Source organism: Tsukamurella pseudospumae, assembly GCF_001575205.1.
GTDB lineage: Bacteria > Actinomycetota > Actinomycetes > Mycobacteriales > Mycobacteriaceae > Tsukamurella > Tsukamurella pseudospumae.
The window spans coordinates 146,676-164,608 of sequence record NZ_LSRE01000002.1 but is presented as its reverse complement, the minus strand read 5'-3'; the positions used below and the strand labels follow the sequence as shown (position 1 = coordinate 164,608).

The window sequence follows — 17,933 nt, the reverse complement described above, 5'->3', positions numbered from 1 at the left end:
GCCATGATGAAGGCATGCCGGACGCCCTCCGGGCGTTCGCGCCCGCCACCGCCGAGTGGTTCACCGAGTCCTTCGCCGCTCCCACCGCGGCGCAGGCCGGCGCGTGGCGGTCCATCTCGCAGGGCCGCAACACGCTCGTCGTCGCGCCCACCGGCTCCGGCAAGACCCTCTCCGCCTTCCTCTGGGCCCTGGATCGCCTCGCCGCCCGGGCACCGTCGGAGCAGCCCGACGGTGCCGCTGTCGCCCGGCCCGGCACGTCCGTGCTCTACATATCCCCGCTCAAGGCCCTCGCCGTCGACGTGGAGCGCAACCTGCGTGCCCCGCTGGCCGGCATCGCCCGGGTCCGCGAGCGGCGTGGCGAACCGGCGCCGGCGGTCACCGTCGGGGTGCGATCGGGCGACACGCCCGCCCAGCAGCGGCGGCAGCTCGTCCGCACGCCGCCCGACATTCTGATCACCACGCCCGAGTCGCTCTACCTCATGCTCACCTCGCAGGCCCGCGAGACGCTGACGCACGTGCACACGGTGATCATCGACGAGGTGCACGCGGTCGCCGGTACCAAGCGCGGCACCCACCTGGCACTGTCGCTGGAGCGGCTCGACGCGCTGCTCGAGCGCCCCGCACAGCGGATCGGGTTGTCCGCCACCGTCGAACCCGCGCAGGAGGTGGCGGCCTTCCTCGGCGGGCCCCGCCCGGCCGCCGTCGTGCGCCCGCCCTCGGAGAAGCGGTTCGAGCTCAGCGTCAGCGTGCCTGTGCCGGACATGACGGAGCTCGACGTGATCGGGGACGACCAGGACGAGCCCGTGCAGCAGGGATCCCTGTGGCCGCACGTGGAATCCGCGATCGTCGAGCTCATCGAGCGGCACCGGTCCACCATCGTCTTCGCCAACTCCCGGCGCCTCGCGGAACGGCTCACGGCCCGGATCAACGAGCTCGCACTGAACGTCCATGCGGGCCCGCCGAACCCGCACGTCGCCGGCGGCGCCCCCGCCCAGCTGCTCGCCAGCGGGCAGAGCCACGGCGCAGAACCCGTTCTCGCGCGGGCGCACCACGGCTCCGTCAGCAAGGAGCAGCGCGCGATCATCGAGGACGATCTGAAGTCCGGACGGCTGCGCTGCGTGGTCGCCACCTCCAGCCTCGAGCTCGGGATCGACATGGGCGCCGTCGATCTGGTGATCCAGGTCGAGGCGCCACCGTCCGTGGCCGCGGGCCTGCAGCGCGTGGGCCGCGCCGGGCACCAGGTGGGCGAGCCCAGCCGCGGCGTCTTCTTCCCCAAGCACCGCACGGACCTGCTGCACAGCACCGTCACCGTCCAGCGGATGCGCGAGGGGGCGATCGAGAAGCTCGTCGTGCCGCGCAACCCGCTCGACGTGCTGGCGCAGCAGACCATCGCCGCCGCGGCCATGGACGTCCTCGACGTGCACGACTGGCTGGCGCTGGTCCGGCGCGCGCATCCCTATGCGGCGCTGCCGGACTCGGCGTACGAGGCGGTGCTCGACCTGATCTCGGGTCGGTACCCGGCCGAGGACTTCGGCGAGCTGCGGCCGCGCGTCGTCTGGGACCGGGACGCGGGCACGCTCACCGGCCGCCCCGGCGCGGGCCGGCTCGCCGTCACCTCCGGCGGCGCCATCCCGGACCGCGGCCTGTTCGGTGTGTTCATGGTGGGCGAGAAAGCCTCTCGGGTGGGCGAACTCGACGAGGAGATGGTCTACGAGTCCCGCGTCGGCGATGTCTTCGCGCTCGGCGCCACCAGTTGGAAGATCGAGGAGATCACGCACGACCGCGTCCTGGTCTCGCCGGCCTTCGGCCGGCCCGGGCGGCTGCCCTTCTGGATCGGCGACACCGTGGGACGCCCCGCGGAGCTGGGCCGCGCCATCGGGCGGTTCACCCTCGAGTTCACCGCATTGGGCCCCGACGAGCAGCGTTCCCGGGCCCGGGAGGTGGGTCTGGGCGACTGGGCCGTCGACAACCTCATCGCCCTGCTCGACGAGCAGCAGCGGGCCACCGGCGTCCTTCCCACCGACCGCACACTGGTGGTCGAGCGGTTCCGCGACGAGCTGGGCGACTGGCGGGTCGCCCTGCACTCCCCGCTGGGCATGAAGGTGCACGCGCCGTGGGCGCTCGCGATCGGCGCGCGGCTCAACGCCTCGCTGGGCCTCGCCGGCGCCGTCACCGCGACCGACGACGGCATCATCGTCCGGCTGCCCGACACCGACGACGCCCCGCCCGGTGCCGAGCTGTTCCGCTTCGAGCCGGACGAGATCGACGACCTGGTCACCGAGGCCGTGGGTTCGAGCGCGCTGTTCGCGTCGCGGTTCCGCGAGTGCGCCGCACGGGCGCTGCTGCTGCCCCGCCGCGACCCGGGCAAGCGCGCCCCGCTCTGGCAACAGCGGCAGCGGGCCAGTCAGCTGCTCGAGGTCGCGCGCGGGTTCCCGCAGTTCCCGATCGTCCTCGAGGCCGTCCGCGAGTGCCTGCAGGACGTCTACGACGTGCCGGAGCTCATCGCCGTGCACCGGGCGCTCGCGTCGCGCACCGTCCGGCTGGCGGAGGTCGAGACCGCGGCACCGTCGCCCTTCGCGGCCTCGCTGTTGTTCAGCTACGTCGGCGCGTTCATGTACGAGGGCGACGCGCCCCTCGCCGAACGCCGCGCGGCCGTGCTCAGTCTCGACCCCGCTGTACTGTCCCAGCTGCTCGGTAGGGTCGAGCTCACCGAGCTCCTCGACGCCGACGTCCTCGCCGAGATCGCCGCGCAGCTGCAGCGCACCGCGCCCGGCTACCGCGCACGCACCGTCGAGCAGGTCTCCGATCTCATCCGCGAGCTGGGTCCGCTCACGCGCGCGGAGATCGCCGAGCGGTCCGACGGTGCGCCGGGCGCGGTCGATGAGCTCCTCACCGCCGGAAGGGCGTTCGAATACGGCGAGGGCTGGATCGCCGCCGTCGAGGACGCGGCGCGGCTGCGCGACGGGCTCGGCGTGCCGCTGCAGCCGGGCATAGCGTCGGCGTTCACCGCCGAAGTGCCGGACCCGATCGGCGACCTCGTGTCGCGCTACGCACGGCGGCACGGCCCCTTCACCGCCCACGAGGTCGCTCGACGCTACGGGCTGGGCGTCGCGGTCGTGCAGCGTGCGCTCACGGAGCTGGTCGGCGCGCGCCGGGTCATCGAGGGCCGGTTCGTCTCCGAGTCCGACGGTGCCGACGGCATCGCCGACACCGACGGCGTCCCCCAGTTCTGCGACGCGGAGGTGCTGCGCCGCATCCGCCAGCGCAGCCTGGCCAGGCTGCGGCAGGACGTGGAGCCGGTGCCGGAGCGGGCGTACGCGGAGTTCCTCGCGGGCTGGCACCACCTGAAGACCCCGCTGCGCGGCATCGACGGCGTCGCCACCGTGATCGACCAGCTCGCGGGTGTGCCGATTCCCGCCTCCGCATGGGAGTCCCTGGTCCTGCCGCAGCGCGTCGCCGACTACTCCCCCGCGATGCTCGACGAGCTCACCGCCACCGGTGAAGTGGTGTGGACCGGGCACGGCGCGATCGGCGCGCAGGACGGCTGGGTCGCGCTCCACCCCGCGGACCTCGCGCCGCTCACGCTGCCGCCGCCCGACGCCCTGGAGACCACCGCGGCGCACGAGGCGATCGAGGACGCCGTGCGCGGCGGCGGAGCGTACTTCTACCGCCAGCTCACCGGCGCCACGCCGGAGGCGCTGTGGGACCTCGTCTGGGCGGGCCGCCTCACCGGCGACACCTTCGCCCCGATCCGCGCCCGGCTCGCGGGCGGCCGCCGCGCCACGGCGCATCGCACCCCACGGCGTGCGCCGCGTGCCCGGTTCCGGGTGGCGGTCGACCAGGCGCCACCCATGGTCGCCGGGCGATGGTCGCTGCCGCCCGCTCCGGCCGAGGCGAGCTCCACCGAGCAGTCGGCGGCCATCGCCGAGCAACTCCTGGAGCGGTACGGCGTGGTGACCCGCGGCGCGGTGATGGGCGAGCACGTCGAGGGCGGCTTCGCCCGCGTCTACCGCACCCTCGCGGCGTTCGAGGAGTCCGGTAAGGCGCGGCGCGGCTACTTCATCGAGCGGCTCGGAGCGGCGCAGTTCGCACGGGGCGGCACCGTCGACGCCCTGCGCGACGCGGCGTCCGCGCTCGAACAGGCCCAGCAGCGGGGCGAGACCTCCGCGCTGGTGCTCGCCGCCACCGACCCGGCCAATCCCTACGGTGCGGCGCTCCCCTGGCCGGAGCGCGGCGACGAGGGCGCCCGCCCGGGTCGCAAGGCCGGGGCCGTCGTCGTCCTGGTCGACGGCGCCCTGGCCCTGTTCGTCGAGCGCGGCGGCCGCACGCTGCTCACCTTCACCGACGCGCCCGACGCCGCGTTCACGGCGCTCGCCGTGGCCGCGCCCGGGATCGGGGGCCTCACGATCGAGAAGGTCGACGGTGCGCCCGCCCTCACCTCTCCCCTCGCCGGGGCGCTGGCCGCCGCCGGCTTCGCCCGCACGCCCAAGGGCCTTCGCGTCCGCTGACGCCCACCCGATTCGTTCCGTCCCACCCCCAACGCCAGCCCTCCCCCCGATCCGTTCCCTCCCCACCGGTTCACCTGGCGTTCCAGTGGGGAGCATATGAATCGGGGGGGGGGCGGACGGCTGTGGAGGAACGCTCGAACGAGGTCGCCCGGTTCGGGCAGCCTGTGGATAGCCGGCTTTTCGGGGGCCTTCGCGTCGGCGTGATCTGGTTCGCTGCGGATATGGGGACGATCTTGACGCGAGGGCATCTGGAATCGACGGGATGGAGCAGCGGCGACATCAGTCGCGCAGTGGCCGCCGGCGAACTCGAATGGCTGGCGAGTGGCGTGTATACCGAGCCCGACGACAGCAAGCCCTGGGTCAGATACCTGCTGCGCGTGCGAGCGGCCAGCGTGAACCGGATCCACGTCGTCAGCCACGAGAGCGCCGCGGCACTCCACGACATCCCGTTCATCAATCCGCCCCGCACTCATGTCCACTTCACCACCGGCCGTGACCACGGTGGCGGTGTCCGAGGCGGCAAGGCCGGAAAGGTGCACCTGCACCCGCGTCCCCTCCTCCCCGAAGAGATCACGACGGTGGACGGAATCCTCGTCACCTCACGTGCTCGCACGGCCGTCGATGTCGCGATGTGCGACGACCTCATCCGCGGTGTTGGCGCGTTCGACGCCGTCCGCCTCATCCGCCGCTACCCGAAGCCGGACGATCCATCGTCCGTGCCCCTCGCGGAACTGCAGGCCTGCGTCGATCGCCTCCGCGGCCGACGGGGTGCGGCGGTCGCGCAGCGCGCACTCGATCTGTCGGTCGAGCACAGCGAGTCGCCCGGCGAATCCTGGTCGCGGATCGACATGCTGAACTGGAAGCTGCCCCGTCCCAAGCTCCAAACCGAACATTTCATCGGCGGTCGGCTGTACGTCGCCGACTTCGACTGGGGGACCCTGGTCGGCGAGTTCGACGGCGAGAGCAAGTACGGGGAGACCTCGGACGAGCGGGCCGCGGCGCTGGCGGAGGAGAAGGAGCGCGCGGCGGAGTTCACCGACTCCGGGATCGAGGTCGTCCGCTGGACGTGGCGACACCTCACGCGGACCGGAGCCTTGCACGCGCTGCTCCTGCCGGCGATGGCCCGTCATGGTCTGGTCGTGCCGCCACTCCCGTGATCACCGCTCCCACCCGATCCATCGCCCGCCACCCGCAACGCCATCGCTCCCCCCGATCCGGTCGGCCCCCACCGATCCGCCTGCCGTTCCGGCGGGGACCGAACGAATCGGGTGGGGGAGGACGGTGCGTGGCCCGCGGCGCCGTCGGCGATGATGGACCGATGAGCACGCAGCAGCCCGTGGACCGGTACGCACAGTTCCTCGGCATCGAGGTGGCGGGGCACGGCGGCGGCCGGGCGGTGTCGACGACGACCGTCACCGAGGACCACCTCAACCCGCACGACACGACGCACGGCGCGTTCGTCTTCGCGCTGGTCGGGACGGCCGTCGCGGCGGCCGCGAACGACGACGAACACACCGGCGTCGCCAGCGCGATCCACATCGACTACCTCCGCCCCACCCGGCTCGGCGATGCGCTGCGGGCCGAGGCGACCATCGGCGAGCGCCTGCCGAAGGAGGACCTGTTCGTCATCCGCGTCACCGACGCCGACGATCAGGTGGTCGCCCGCGCCTCCGCGCGCTTCACCCGTCGCGCCCGCGCGAGGTAGCAACCGCACCGTTCCGCCACCCCGCCCGCCGGAAAAGCGGAGCATGGGCGGGTATGACGAACAACGTGTACCGAGTGATCGAAGTCGTCGGCACCTCCACCGAGGGGTACGACGCAGCAGTCGCCAACGCGGTGAGTCGCGCCGCGCAGACGATGCGGAACCTGGAGTGGTTCGAGGTGGTCTCCACCCGCGGCCACATCGAGAACGGCGCCGTGGCTCACACCCAGGTAACGGTGAAGATCGGGTTCCGGATGGACGAGTAGCCGGCCCGAGCCGTCAGCGCGCGAGTTCCTCCGCGCGTCGCACCAGCCCGTCGACATTGCCCGTGAAGCCCCGTCGGAGATTCCCAGCGAGGACGGCTCCCACGACGGGCGAGAGCGGACCGTCGAGCTGGAAGTGCGAGACATAGCGCGACCTCCCGTCCCCCAGGTCGACGATGCTCTGCTCGCGAATACTGCGCAGCAGCCCGCCCGGTGCGGGCTTCATCGCGTACGAGAAGCCGCGGCCCTCGTCGACCGCGACGATGAACTCCCTCTGGGTCATCAGCTTCGGCGGGCGCAGCGCCACGCGCATCGTGATGGCGCCGCCGGGCCGCAGGTCGCAGGTGGCCGCGACGGCGAAGGGGTTCCACTGCGGGTACGCGTCGAAGTCGGTGAGCGCCTGCCAGACGAGCGCCGGCGGTGCCGCGATCTCGCGGGTGTGGTCGATGACGAAGGCCATGCCCCGAATCTAGAACATGTTCCACCGAGTGCGAGCCGGATCACACACTAAAGACGTGGCGGAATATCTTCGCCGAAGTTACAGTTGCACCCTGCACGTTGTTGCTTAGAGCTTAGAAGGAAGATCCGATGTCCGAGACCATGGCGGAAACGCCACCCCAGTCCGATGCCCCCATGACCCACCGGGAGATCCTCGAGGTCATGGCGGGCCTGCTCGCCGCACTGTTCACGGCCCTCCTGAGCACCACGGTCGTGTCGACCGCACTCCCCAAGATCATCGACGACCTCGGGGCGTCCACCACCGCCTTCTCCTGGGTGATCACCACGGCACTGCTCGCCAACGCCGCGTCCACCCCCATCTGGGGCAAGCTGGCCGACCTGTTCAACAAGAAGGTCCTGGTCCAGTCCGCGATCGTCATCTTCGTGGCCGGCTCGATCCTCGCCGGCGCGACCCCGAACGTCGAGGTCCTGATGGTCGCCCGCGTGATCCAGGGCATCGGCATGGGCGGCCTCACGGCGCTCGTCGTCGCCATCATCGGCAGCATCGTCCCGCCGCGCGAGCGCGGCCGGTACTCGGGCTACATGGGCGCCGTGATGGGCGTGTCGATGGCCGGCGGCCCGATCCTGGGCGGCGTCATCACCGATCACATCGGCTGGCGCTGGTGCTTCTACGTCAGCGTGCCGCTGGCGGTGGCCGCGCTCATCCTGATCCAGCGCACCCTGCACCTGCAGACCGCCCGCAAGGACACGGTCTCGATCGACTGGCTGGGCGCCCTGCTGCTCACCTCGGGCGTGTCCATCCTGCTGATCTGGGTGTCCTTCGCCGGTAAGAACTACGGCTGGGTCTCGACCTCGTCCGCCGTCTACCTGGCCGCAGGCATCCTGCTGCTGGTCGCAACCGTGCTCGTCGAGCTGCGCGCCAAGGACCCGATCATCCCGCTGCAGATCATCACCCAGCGCACCACGGGCCTGGCGATCATCGCCTCGATCGCGGTCGGCGTGGGCATGTTCGGAGCGATGTCGTTCCTGGGCCTGTACTTCCAGAACTCGCGCGGCTACAGCCCGACGATGGCCGGCGTCCTCACCATCCCGATGGTGGTCGGCATGCTCCTGTCCTCCATCGCCTCGGGCCAGTTGATCACGCGGTTCGGCAAGTGGAAGCGCTTCGTCGTGGGCGGCGCGGTCATCCTGGTCATCGGCTTCGCGTTGCTGAGCACGATCGACCACCTGACCCCGATCTGGCAGGTGCAGCTCTACATCGCGATCATGGGCTTCGGTATCGGCGCCCTGATGCAGAACCTGGTGCTGGCGGTACAGAACACGGTGCGGGTGCAGGACATCGGGGCGGCCTCGAGCTCCGTCGCGTTCTTCCGCACCTTCGGCGGCGCGATCGGCGTCTCGGCGCTCGGCGCCGTGCTGACCTCCCGTGTCACCGACCTGGTCAAGCAGGGCGCGATCGAGCAGCGCGTGCTCCCCGATCCGCACAGCCCGGCGTTCCGGGCGATCACCAACGCCGCGTTCGGCGATGCCACGGGCCGGATCTTCCTGGTCTCGATGTTCTGCGCGATCGTCACCCTGATCGCCGTCGCGTTCCTGCCGAACAAGCCGCTGCGCACCACGATCGACATGGAGCCCAACGCCACGGCGAACGGCGACCAGCAGGCCGCGACGACCGAGTCAGGCGCTCCTGCGACCTCCGACGACGCCGCAGGAAAGACACCGGTCGACATCGGTAAGGCACACTAAGGTTGTTGCTGGAGTTTCCCCTGTGACGAGGGAGGCGGCATAATCGCACACATGATGCGTAAGTCCGCCTCCCTCGTCCTTCCTCTGCTCGCGGGTGCCGCCGTCCTCACGGCCGGGTGCGCCGCATCCGCGGGCGCCGACCCCGCCAACTCGTCCGGCTCCGCGAAGCCGACCGCCGCGGCGCCGTCGAAGCCCTCGATCGTGGGCTCGCAGTGGCGCCTGAAGTCCGACCCCCAGGCCTGGTTCCGGGTCCAGGGCTCCAACATCTCCGGCAACGACTCGTGCAACTCGCTCAACGGCAGCGCGGCCTCGCTGGCCAGTGCGGACCGCGTCGACTTCGGCAACGGCGTCGCCTCCACGATGATGTACTGCCCCGACCCGAAGGGCACCCAGACCGCGATCAGCGAGGCCCTCAAGGGCCAGCGGATCTGGTCGCGCAACGGCACCGAACTCGTGCTGACCGATCCGGACAACAACCGCTCGTGGACCTTCGTCCTCACCCCCGCCGGCTCGCCCTCCGCGTCAGCGGCACCGTCCGCCACCGCCGCACCGTCCGGCACCACCGCACCGTCCGCCACCGCGGCGATCAGCTCCGCGGCCACCGCACCCGCGGCCCGGTAGTCACTCCATCTCGCCCGCGGCCCACACGGCCGCAGCGATCTCGACGCGGTTGCGCGCTCCCAGTCGTCGCGCGACCGCGCCGAGGTGCGTCTTGACCGTGCCCAGGCTGATCACCAGTTCGTCGGCGATCTCCGCATTGGTCCGGCCGCGCGCGACGCACCGCGCCACCTCCCGCTCCCGCGCGGTCAGACCCGCGAGCGCGGCCACCGAGTCCGGCGCGGCCCGCCCTGTGCCCCGGCTGCGGCGCAGCAGGTCGACGGTCAGCTCGGGGCTGATCAGCGCGTCCCCCGTCGCGGCCGCCCGCACCGCGGCGAGCAGCAGGTCGGGGCCCGCGTCCTTGAGCAGGAACCCCGACGCACCGGCGGCCAGCGCCGCGTCCACGTAGTCGGGTTCGCCGAAGGTCGTGACCATCACCGCCCGGGTCCCCACCGGGGTCACCCGCCGGCACACCTCGATCCCGTCGACGCGCGGCATCCGGATGTCCAGGAGCGCGACATCGGGCCGGGTCTCGGCGATCACCGCCACGGCCTCGGCGCCGTCGGCCGCCTGGCCCACCACCTCGACGTCGGACGCTGCACCGAGGATCATCGCGAACCCGATCCGCACCATCTCCTGGTCGTCGGCCAGCACCACCCGGATCGTCATTCAGTCCTGCCTCACCGGCAGCCGCGCAGCGAGCCGCCATCCGTTCTCCTCCGGCCCGGCGGTCACTGTGCCGCCGACCGTCGCCGCCCGTTCCGTCAGGCCGATCAGCCCGGTTCCTCCCCCGGGCCCGGGGCCGGGCGGCGCGCCCGCGACGGGGCCGTCGTCCACGACGTCCACCAGCAGGTCACCGTCGGCGCGCTCGACGGTGACCCGGACGACGGAGCCCGCCGCGTGCCGACGCGCGTTGGTGACGCCCTCGGACACGACGCGGTGCGCGACGAGCCGCACCAGGTCCGGGAGGTCCTCGCCGTCCGCCTCCGGTGCCACGTGGACGAGGACGGTCGCGGAAGCGAGCGGTTCCAGTGTCGCGCGCAGGCCCGCCGCACCGGAGGCCGACGGTGCCCGGGGCGGCGCGACCACGTCCGGGTCGCGCAGGGTGTCGACCATGGCCCGGATGTCGGTCAGGGCGCGCGCCCCGCTGCGTTCGATGCGGGCGAGGACGCCGCTGCGGTCGTCGCCGGCGGCGATCCCCGCTTGGGCCAGCACGACGATCCCGGTCACCTCGTGGGCGATCACGTCGTGCAGTTCGCGGGCCATGGCCCTGCGTTCGGTCACCGATGCCTCCGCTCTCGCCGTCACCAGCCGTCGCTCCGCGGCGCGATGCCGATGCCCGAAGCTGATCGAGACCGCCGTCGTGCCCGCCGCGAGCAGCGCAACCCCCCACAACGTCGGGTCCTGCCGGGCGGACGGCGCGATGGACAGCACGGCGAGCACGGCCGCGGCGGCGACCACCGCACCGTCGACCACGGACTCCGCCCGCGCGGCCGCGACGCCGGCCACGAGGACGAACAGCCAACTCGCCCCGGCGGGCCAGATCGGGTACTCGGGGGCGGTGGCGGCGGTCACCGCGGTCACCAGGGCCAGCCCGATGCCGGTCCACGCCACACCGATCGGCCATCGACGGACCACGGCGGCCAGCACGATGACCGCGCCGACCGAGGTCAGAGCCTCAGCCGCCAGGCTCCACGCCACCCGGTGGCCCGTGAGGCCCCGCGCCGACTCGGCCGTCAGGAGGCCCCCGATCGCCCAGGGGATCAGGGCCAGCGCCGCGAAACCGATCGTGCCGGAACGGTTCATGTCACGAACCTATCCGAGCGGGTTCGACGGTCCGCCGTACCGCAGCCATGTCCGACGCCCCGGGGTCGCGCCGGAACGGGGGCCGCGTGCGCCAGGTGGCGGCCCGCACCAGCCACTCGAGCGGGCCGTACCGGAAGCGCCCGAGCCACAGCCGGGAGACCGCGGACTGGACCAGGATCAGCACGACCGCGAACGCGGTCGTCGGCCGGATCGTGGCCTCCGCGGACAGGCCCAGCACCGGCACCGCGACGACGGTGACGAGCGACGCCCCGACGTAGTTGGTCAGCGACATCCGGCCCAGCGGCTCGAAGACCGCCCCGAGCGCGCGCCGGGCCGGGCCCCAGTGCCACAGCAGCGCGAGCGCCGCGATGTACGCGACCGCCGTCGCGAGCCCCGCCCGCGAGCCCTCGGCACTGAACCGCGGATCGCCGCCGCCCGCCCCGAGGTACGCCGCGGTGAGCGGGATCGCGAACACCGCGGCGACCACGAGCAGCCCCACCGCGAACCGTCGGGATCCCTCGAGCAGGGCGGGCACGCCCAGCCCCGCGGCGCCCGCGCCGACGAGCATCAGGCCGGGCAGCGATTCGACGCCGCCGGAGCTCGGTCCGAACGCCAGGCAGGTGAGCACCACGCCGAGGGCCAGGTTGATCCGCGCCGGCGCCCACACCACGAGCGGGATCACCAGGAGTCCGGCGATCGCGTAGAGGCGGAGGATCTCGCCGGGGTAGACGATCATGTGCACCGCGCCGATCGCCCCGAGCGCGATCATGCGCAGCGCCAGCGCGGACCACCCGGCCGTGCCGCGGCGTCGCGCCCCGCCGGCGATGAGGTACAGCGAGACACCGAACAGCAGCGTGAAGATCGGCACGAACCGGCTCTGGACGGCGAGGTCGAGGACCTCACGCCCGGCCGGCCCTCCGGTCGTGCCCTGCGGCGTCGTCATGTCCAGCACGTTCACCAGCAGGATCCCGAGGAGCGCGAAGCCGCGGAGGGCGTCGAGGAATCGGTAACGGATCATGCCGTTCACGATTCCCGACGGTGCCCGCCTCGCGGATCGACCGAAAGGACGCACCTGCGCGGGCGGGATCGGCCGTTCGGCCTACCGTGCGCGCCGGGGCCCGCCGGGCACCGTCAGCGCCCCACGACCTTGGTGGTGCTGCCGGGGACGGGGACGGGCTCGAGGATCTCGGCGCGCGCCTCGGGCGCCGCGGCGCGCAGGGCGTCGGCGGTCTCGTCGTCGGGCATGTTCTGCGACTCGATCTCCGCGGCCACACGCGCGCCGTAGTTCTCGAGCTCGCGGGCGACATCGGCCGCGGACCAGCCCAGCACCGGTGCGACGAGCTCCGCGACCTCGGCGGCCGCCTCGAGCCCGCGGTCGGGGTACTCGATGGAGATGCGGGTGCGGCGGGCCAGGACGTCCTCGAGGTGCAGCGCGCCCTCCGCCTTGGCCGCGTACACGGCCTCGACGCGCAGGTACTGCGGGGCGCCGGCCAGCGGCTCGAGCAGGCCGTGGTCGGCGTCGGCCAGCGCCAGGACGTCGCCGATGAGCGAGCCGTACCGGTCCAGCAGGTGTGTGACGCGGTGCGGGTGCACGTCGTGCTCGCGCGCGATCGACGTGGTCTGGTTGGTGAGGGCGTAGTAGCCGTCCGCCCCGACGAGCGGCACCTTCTCGGTGCAGGACGCGGGCACCTTGTGCGGCAGGTAGGCCTCCGCGGCGTCGACGGCGTCCGAGGCCATGACCCGGTAGGTCGTGTACTTGCCGCCCGCGATGGTCACGAGGCCGGGCGCGATCGCGGCGACGGCGTGCTCGCGGGAGAGCTTGCTGGTCTCGTCCGACTCCCCCGCCAGCAGCGGGCGCAGGCCCGCGTAGACACCGGTGATGTCGTCGCGGGTCAGCTCGGTGATGAGCACCTTGTTGACGTGGTCGAGGATGTAGTCGATGTCCGTCGCGGTGGCGGCGGGGTGCGCGAGGTCGAGGTTCCAGTCGGTATCGGTGGTGCCGATGATCCAGTGGATTCCCCACGGGATGACGAACAGGACGCTCTTCTCGGTGCGCAGGATCAGTGCGACGTCGCTGACGATGCGGTCGCGCGGCACGAGGATGTGCACACCCTTGCTGGCCCGGACGCGGAAACGCCCCTTCTGATGCGAGAGGGCCTGCAGTTCATCGGTCCAGACGCCGGTGGCGTTGATGACCACGGTGGAACGGATCTCGGTGACGGCCCCCGTCTCGCTGTCGCGGACCACCACGCCGGAGACCCGGTCGGCCTCCCGGAGGAAGTCCACGACCTGCGTCGACGTGCGCACCACGGCTCCGTAGTGCGCTGCCGTCCGGGCGACGGTCATGGTGTGCCGGGCGTCGTCGACGACGGTGTCGAAGTAGCGGATGCCGCCGATCAGCGCGTCGCGCTTGAGCCCGGGGGCGAGCCGGAGCGCGCCGGCGCGCGTGAGGTGCTTCTGCGCGGGCACGGACTTGGCGCCGCCCATGGTGTCGTAGAGGAACATGCCGGCGGCCATGTAGGGCCGCTCGATCACGCGCTTGGTGAGCGGCGCGAGGAAGGGCAGCGGCTTGACCAGGTGCGGCGCGAGCGTCGAGAGAGACAGCTCACGCTCGTGCAGGGCCTCGCGGACCAGCCCGAACTCCAGCTGCTCGAGGTAGCGCAGGCCACCGTGGAACATCTTCGAGCTGCGCGAACTGGTGCCCGACGCGAAGTCGCGGGCCTCGACGAGCGCCACCTTGAGCCCGCGGGTGGCCGCGTCCAGCGCCGACCCGACACCGACGATGCCGCCGCCGATCACCACGACGTCGAACTCCTCGGACCCGAGCCGGTCCCAGGCCTGTGCCCGGTACTCCGGCGAGAGCAGCGGCGCGGTGGTCGAGACCCCCGCGGGCGTGCCCGCGGCAGTGGCAGTTTCAGGGTTGGCAGCGTTCATCAGTGATCACCATGTCAGTATTCGGGCGTGGCAGTTACATCTCGCGACCCGCAGTTCGTCGCCGCTATCGATCAGGGCACCAGTTCGACGCGGTGCATCATCTTCGACCGGCGCGGGACCATCGTGGCCTCCGAACAACGGGAACACGACCAGATCTTCCCACGGGGCGGGTGGGTGGAGCACGACGCCACGCAGATATGGGTGAACACGCGCCTGGTGTGTTCGCAGGCGCTGGCGACCGCCGACCTCACCGCGGCCGACATCGCGGCCGTCGGGATCACCAATCAGCGCGAGACGGTGGTCGTCTGGGACCGGGCCACCGGCGAGCCGATCCACAACGCCATCGTCTGGCAGGACACCCGCACCGAGGAGTTGTGCGAGGAACTCGCGTCCGTGGGCCTCGAGGAGCCGGACCGGGAACGGTTCAAGCGGTCCTGCGGCCTGCCGCTGTCCACGTACTTCTCCGGGCCGAAGATCGCCTGGATCCTCGACAACGTCGACGGTGCCCGCGAACGCGCCGAGCGCGGCGAACTGTGCGCGGGGACGATCGACTCGTGGCTGGTGTGGCACCTGACCACCGACGACGACTTCGGCACCGCCGGCGGCGATCACGCCCGCCCGCTGCACATCACCGACATCACCAACGCCTCCCGCACCATGCTGATGAGCCTCGAGACCGGGCAGTGGGACCCCGCGACCTGCGCGGCCATGGGGATCCCGATGGCGATGCTCCCCGAGATCCGCTCGAGCGCGGAGGTCTACGGGCTCGTCCGCGAGCGCGGCGTCTTCGGCGGCGTGCCGATCGCCGGTATCCTCGGCGATCAGCAGGCCGCCATGTTCGGCCAGGCCGCGCTCGATCCGGGAACGGCCAAGAACACCTACGGTACGGGGAACTTCCTGCTGGTCAACACGGGCGAGCGGCCCGTCTTCAGCGAGCACGGGCTGTTGACCACCGTCTGTTATCGACTGGGCGACGGTGCGCCGGTGTACGCCCTGGAGGGCTCGGTCGCGGTGAGCGGCTCGCTGGTGCAGTGGCTGCGCGACAATCTCGGCATCATCTCGGCGGCGCCCGAGGTGGAGGAGCTCGCGACGGGTGTCCCGGACAATGGCGGCGTGTACGTGGTGCCGGCGTTCTCGGGGCTGTTCGCACCGCGCTGGCGGCCCGACGCCCGCGGAGTGATCGTGGGCCTGACGCGGTTCTCCGACAAGCGGCACATCGCGCGGGCGGCGTTGGAGGCCACGGCCTATCAATCCCGCGAGGTGATCGACGCCATGAACGCCGACAGCGGCATCCCGCTCACGGAGCTGCGGGTGGACGGCGGCATGGTGGTCAACGACACGCTCATGCAGTTCCAGGCGGACATCCTGAACGTGCCGGTGATCCGCCCGCGCGTCATCGAGACCACGGCGCTCGGCGCCGCGTACGCCGCCGGCTACGCGACGGGCGTGTGGACCCTCGAGGAGATCCGCACCAACTGGGCCGAGGACCGGCGCTGGCTGCCGACCATGCCCGCCGAGCAGCGCGAGCACCTCTTCGGCGAGTGGAACCGCGCGGTGGACCGCACGCTGAACTGGGCCTGAGCATCTCCATCCCAATAATTGGGATTATTGTTTCGACAGCTGGGATTGAATCTGGGATGGTTCCTCCATGTCCGAGGAACGAGGCTCCCTGTCCGTCCGTGCCGTCCGCGGTTCGGCGATCCGCGACCTGCTCGCCGTCGTCGAACAGCCCGGTGTCCTCTCGCTCGCGGGCGGGCTGCCCGCCCCGGAGCTGCTGCCGACGGAACGCACGGCCCGCGCCGCGCAGGCGGCGCTCGCCTCGCCGGCCGCCCTGCAGTACGGGGTGACCGCGGGCGCGCCGCCGCTGCGGGAAGTGGTGCACGCCCGCGAGTCCACGAAGCTGGGCCGCGACGCCGGCACCGTCGTGATCACACACGGTTCCCAGCAGGCGCTCTCGCTGCTCGCGCAGGCGCTGCTCGACCCGGGTGACACGGTGATCGTCGAGGATCCCGGGTACATCGGCGCGCTGCAGGCCTTCGACACGACCCGCGCCCGGGTGGTCGGGGTGCCCCTGGACGCCGGCGGCATGCGCGTCGACGAGCTGCGGTCGATCCTGCAGCGGGAGCGGGTCCGGATCGTGCACACGGTCTCGAACTTCCACAACCCCGGCGGCGCCACCCTGACCGAGGAACGGCGACGCGAACTCGCCCGGCTCGCCGACGAATTCGGCTTCTGGATCGTCGAGGACGACCCGTACGGAGAGCTTCGGTTCGCCGGTCCGACGGTGCCGCCCGTCGCCGCGTTCTCCGATCGGGTGATCCGCCTGTCCAGCGCGTCCAAGATCGTGGCACCCGGACTGCGGGTGGGCTGGATGCACGGCGACGCAGGCGTGCTCGCGCTCGTGGAGCGCCTCAAGCAGGGCGCCGATCTCTGCGGTTCGAGCCTCACCCAGGCGGTGACCGCGGAATTACTCGCCGACACCGTGTGGCTCGACGGCCACGTCGAAACGATCCGATCCGTGTACGGCGAGCGCGCCCGCGCCCTCCACACGGCGCTCACCGACGCCTTCGGCGACCGGCTGCGCCTCACCACACCCGAGGGCGGCATGTTCCTGTGGGGCGAGTTCGCCGACGGTACAGCGACGTCCGCGAACCTCGGCGAGGCGGTGGACGCGGGCGTGGCCTACGTCCCCGGCTCCGCGTTCGCCGTGCAGCGCGACCTCGCCCACTCCCTCCGCCTCTGCTTCACCACGTCCCCACCGGATGAGCTCCGCGAGGCCGTCCGGAGGCTGTCGACGGTGCTCTGATCGGACCGAGCACCCGTCGAACTCGCTACAGGGACTTTCCGACGAGGCCGGTGACGTCGACGAGGCGGTTGCTGTAGCCCCATTCGTTGTCGTACCAGGACACCACCTTGGCCTGATCGTCGATGACCTTGGTGAGGCCGGCGTCGAACAGCGAGCTGTGCGGGTCGGTGACGATGTCGGAGGAGACGATCGGGGCGTCGTAGTACTTGAGGATGCCCTTGAGACTCCCCTCGGCGGCGGCCTTCATGGCCGCGTTGATCTCCTCGACGGTGGCCTTCTTCTCCAGCTGCACAGTGAGATCCGTGACGGAGCCGGTGGGGATCGGCACGCGCAGGGCGTAGCCGTCCAACTTGCCCGCCAGCTCGGGCAACACGAGGCCGATGGCCTTGGCCGCGCCGGTGGAGGTGGGGACGACGTTGATGGCGGCGGCGCGGGCGCGGCGCGGATCCTTGTGCGGGCCGTCCTGCAGGTTCTGGTCCTGCGTGTAGGCGTGGACCGTGGTCATCAGGCCGCTGACGATGCCGAACTCGTCGTTGACCACCTTGGCCAGCGGCCCGAGGCAGTTGGTGGTGCAGGAGGCGTTGGAGATCACGTCCTGGCTGCCGTCGTACTTGTCGTCGTTGACACCCATGACCACGGTCAGGTCGGCGCCGTCGGCCGGTGCGGACACGATCACCTTCTTGGCACCGGAATCCAGGTGCCCCTGGGCCTTGTCGCGGGCGGTGAAGATGCCGGTCGACTCGATGACGACGTCGACGCCGAAGTCGCCCCAGGGCAGCGCCGCCGGCCCCTCGCGGACCTCCAGAGCCTTGATGACCTGGTCGCCGACGCGGATGGTGTCTCCGTCGGCGACCACGTCGGCGTCGAGGCGACCGAGGATGGAGTCGAACTTGAGCAGGTGGGCGAGCATCGCGTTGTCGGTGAGGTCGTTGACCGCCACGATCTCGATGTCGGTGGTACCGAGCGCCTTCTGCGCGGCGACCGCACGGAAGAAGTTGCGGCCGATCCGGCCGAATCCGTTCACGCCTACACGAATCGTCATGAGCTTGTTCCTTTCGAGGGTGCCCGTTCCGCGTGGATTCCACTGCGATGGGCGGGGATAAGATTGTGGT

14 protein-coding genes are annotated in these 17,933 nt (G+C 71.7%); 8 read left to right on the top strand and 6 right to left on the bottom strand.

Annotated features, from left to right (window positions below; genetic code table 11):
* The first annotated feature begins 14 nt into the window (after window positions 1-14).
* The 4 genes from AXK61_RS02985 to AXK61_RS02970 all read left to right on the top strand — a co-directional run bounded on the left by AXK61_RS02985 (window position 15) and on the right by AXK61_RS02970 (window position 6,476).
* Window positions 15-4,508, top strand: a complete 4,494-nt coding sequence (locus AXK61_RS02985) for an ATP-dependent helicase (protein ID WP_068743726.1) — start codon at window positions 15-17, stop codon at window positions 4,506-4,508.
* Window positions 4,509-4,729: 221 nt separating this feature from the next.
* On the top strand, window positions 4,730-5,665 hold the full coding sequence (locus AXK61_RS02980) for a type IV toxin-antitoxin system AbiEi family antitoxin domain-containing protein (RefSeq protein ID WP_068743892.1): 936 nt from the start codon (window positions 4,730-4,732) through the stop codon (window positions 5,663-5,665).
* Window positions 5,666-5,826: 161 nt separating this feature from the next.
* On the top strand, window positions 5,827-6,213 hold the full coding sequence (locus tag AXK61_RS02975; protein ID WP_068743890.1) for a hotdog fold thioesterase: 387 nt from the start codon (window positions 5,827-5,829) through the stop codon (window positions 6,211-6,213).
* Between the two features lie 53 nt (window positions 6,214-6,266).
* Entirely contained in the window at window positions 6,267-6,476 is a 210-nt protein-coding gene (locus AXK61_RS02970; protein WP_068570453.1) for a dodecin, read from the top strand.
* A 13-nt stretch (window positions 6,477-6,489) separates the two neighbouring features.
* Here the strand turns inward: AXK61_RS02970 and AXK61_RS02965 are convergent, their stop codons facing one another.
* The gene (locus AXK61_RS02965) at window positions 6,490-6,933 is read right to left on the bottom strand and encodes an SRPBCC domain-containing protein (protein WP_068570452.1); all 444 of its coding nucleotides are present in this window, start codon (window positions 6,931-6,933) and stop codon (window positions 6,490-6,492) included.
* Window positions 6,934-7,106: 173 nt separating this feature from the next.
* On the opposite strand from AXK61_RS02965, the gene AXK61_RS02960 reads away from it, so the two are divergent.
* Together AXK61_RS02960 and AXK61_RS02955 are read left to right on the top strand one after the other, a co-directional pair.
* Window positions 7,107-8,678 carry an MDR family MFS transporter gene (locus tag AXK61_RS02960; RefSeq protein WP_175399958.1) on the top strand — a complete coding sequence of 524 codons (1,572 nt, stop codon included), beginning with the start codon at window positions 7,107-7,109 and terminating at the stop codon, window positions 8,676-8,678.
* A gap of 51 nt (window positions 8,679-8,729) precedes the next feature.
* Window positions 8,730-9,299, top strand: coding sequence for an META domain-containing protein (locus AXK61_RS02955; RefSeq protein ID WP_068743725.1), 570 nt, complete (start codon window positions 8,730-8,732; stop codon window positions 9,297-9,299).
* Here AXK61_RS02955 and AXK61_RS02950 read toward each other — a convergent pair whose 3' ends face one another.
* The 4 genes from AXK61_RS02950 to AXK61_RS02935 form a co-directional block, all read right to left on the bottom strand.
* Entirely contained in the window at window positions 9,300-9,944 is a 645-nt protein-coding gene (locus AXK61_RS02950; RefSeq protein WP_068743723.1) for a response regulator, read from the bottom strand.
* Window positions 9,945-11,081: a sensor histidine kinase gene (locus AXK61_RS02945; protein WP_068743721.1), complete on the bottom strand. Its 1,137-nt coding sequence runs from the start codon at window positions 11,079-11,081 to the stop codon at window positions 9,945-9,947.
* Between the two features lies 1 nt (window position 11,082).
* Entirely contained in the window at window positions 11,083-12,099 is a 1,017-nt protein-coding gene (locus AXK61_RS02940) for a DUF418 domain-containing protein (RefSeq protein ID WP_139057810.1), read from the bottom strand.
* Window positions 12,100-12,212: 113 nt separating this feature from the next.
* A complete protein-coding gene (locus AXK61_RS02935) occupies window positions 12,213-14,015 on the bottom strand; it encodes a glycerol-3-phosphate dehydrogenase/oxidase (RefSeq protein ID WP_231855408.1) in 1,803 nt (600 codons plus the stop codon).
* A 27-nt stretch (window positions 14,016-14,042) separates the two neighbouring features.
* Between AXK61_RS02935 and glpK the strand changes: the two genes are divergently transcribed.
* Together glpK and AXK61_RS02925 are read left to right on the top strand one after the other, a co-directional pair.
* On the top strand, window positions 14,043-15,596 hold the full coding sequence (glpK, locus tag AXK61_RS02930) for a glycerol kinase GlpK (protein WP_068570447.1): 1,554 nt from the start codon (window positions 14,043-14,045) through the stop codon (window positions 15,594-15,596).
* A 67-nt stretch (window positions 15,597-15,663) separates the two neighbouring features.
* Window positions 15,664-16,821: an aminotransferase-like domain-containing protein gene (locus AXK61_RS02925; RefSeq protein WP_068743720.1), complete on the top strand. Its 1,158-nt coding sequence runs from the start codon at window positions 15,664-15,666 to the stop codon at window positions 16,819-16,821.
* Between the two features lie 25 nt (window positions 16,822-16,846).
* On the opposite strand, the gene gap is transcribed toward AXK61_RS02925, so the two are convergent.
* Window positions 16,847-17,863 carry a type I glyceraldehyde-3-phosphate dehydrogenase gene (gap, locus tag AXK61_RS02920; protein ID WP_068743718.1) on the bottom strand — a complete coding sequence of 339 codons (1,017 nt, stop codon included), beginning with the start codon at window positions 17,861-17,863 and terminating at the stop codon, window positions 16,847-16,849.
* Window positions 17,864-17,933 lie beyond the last annotated feature (70 nt).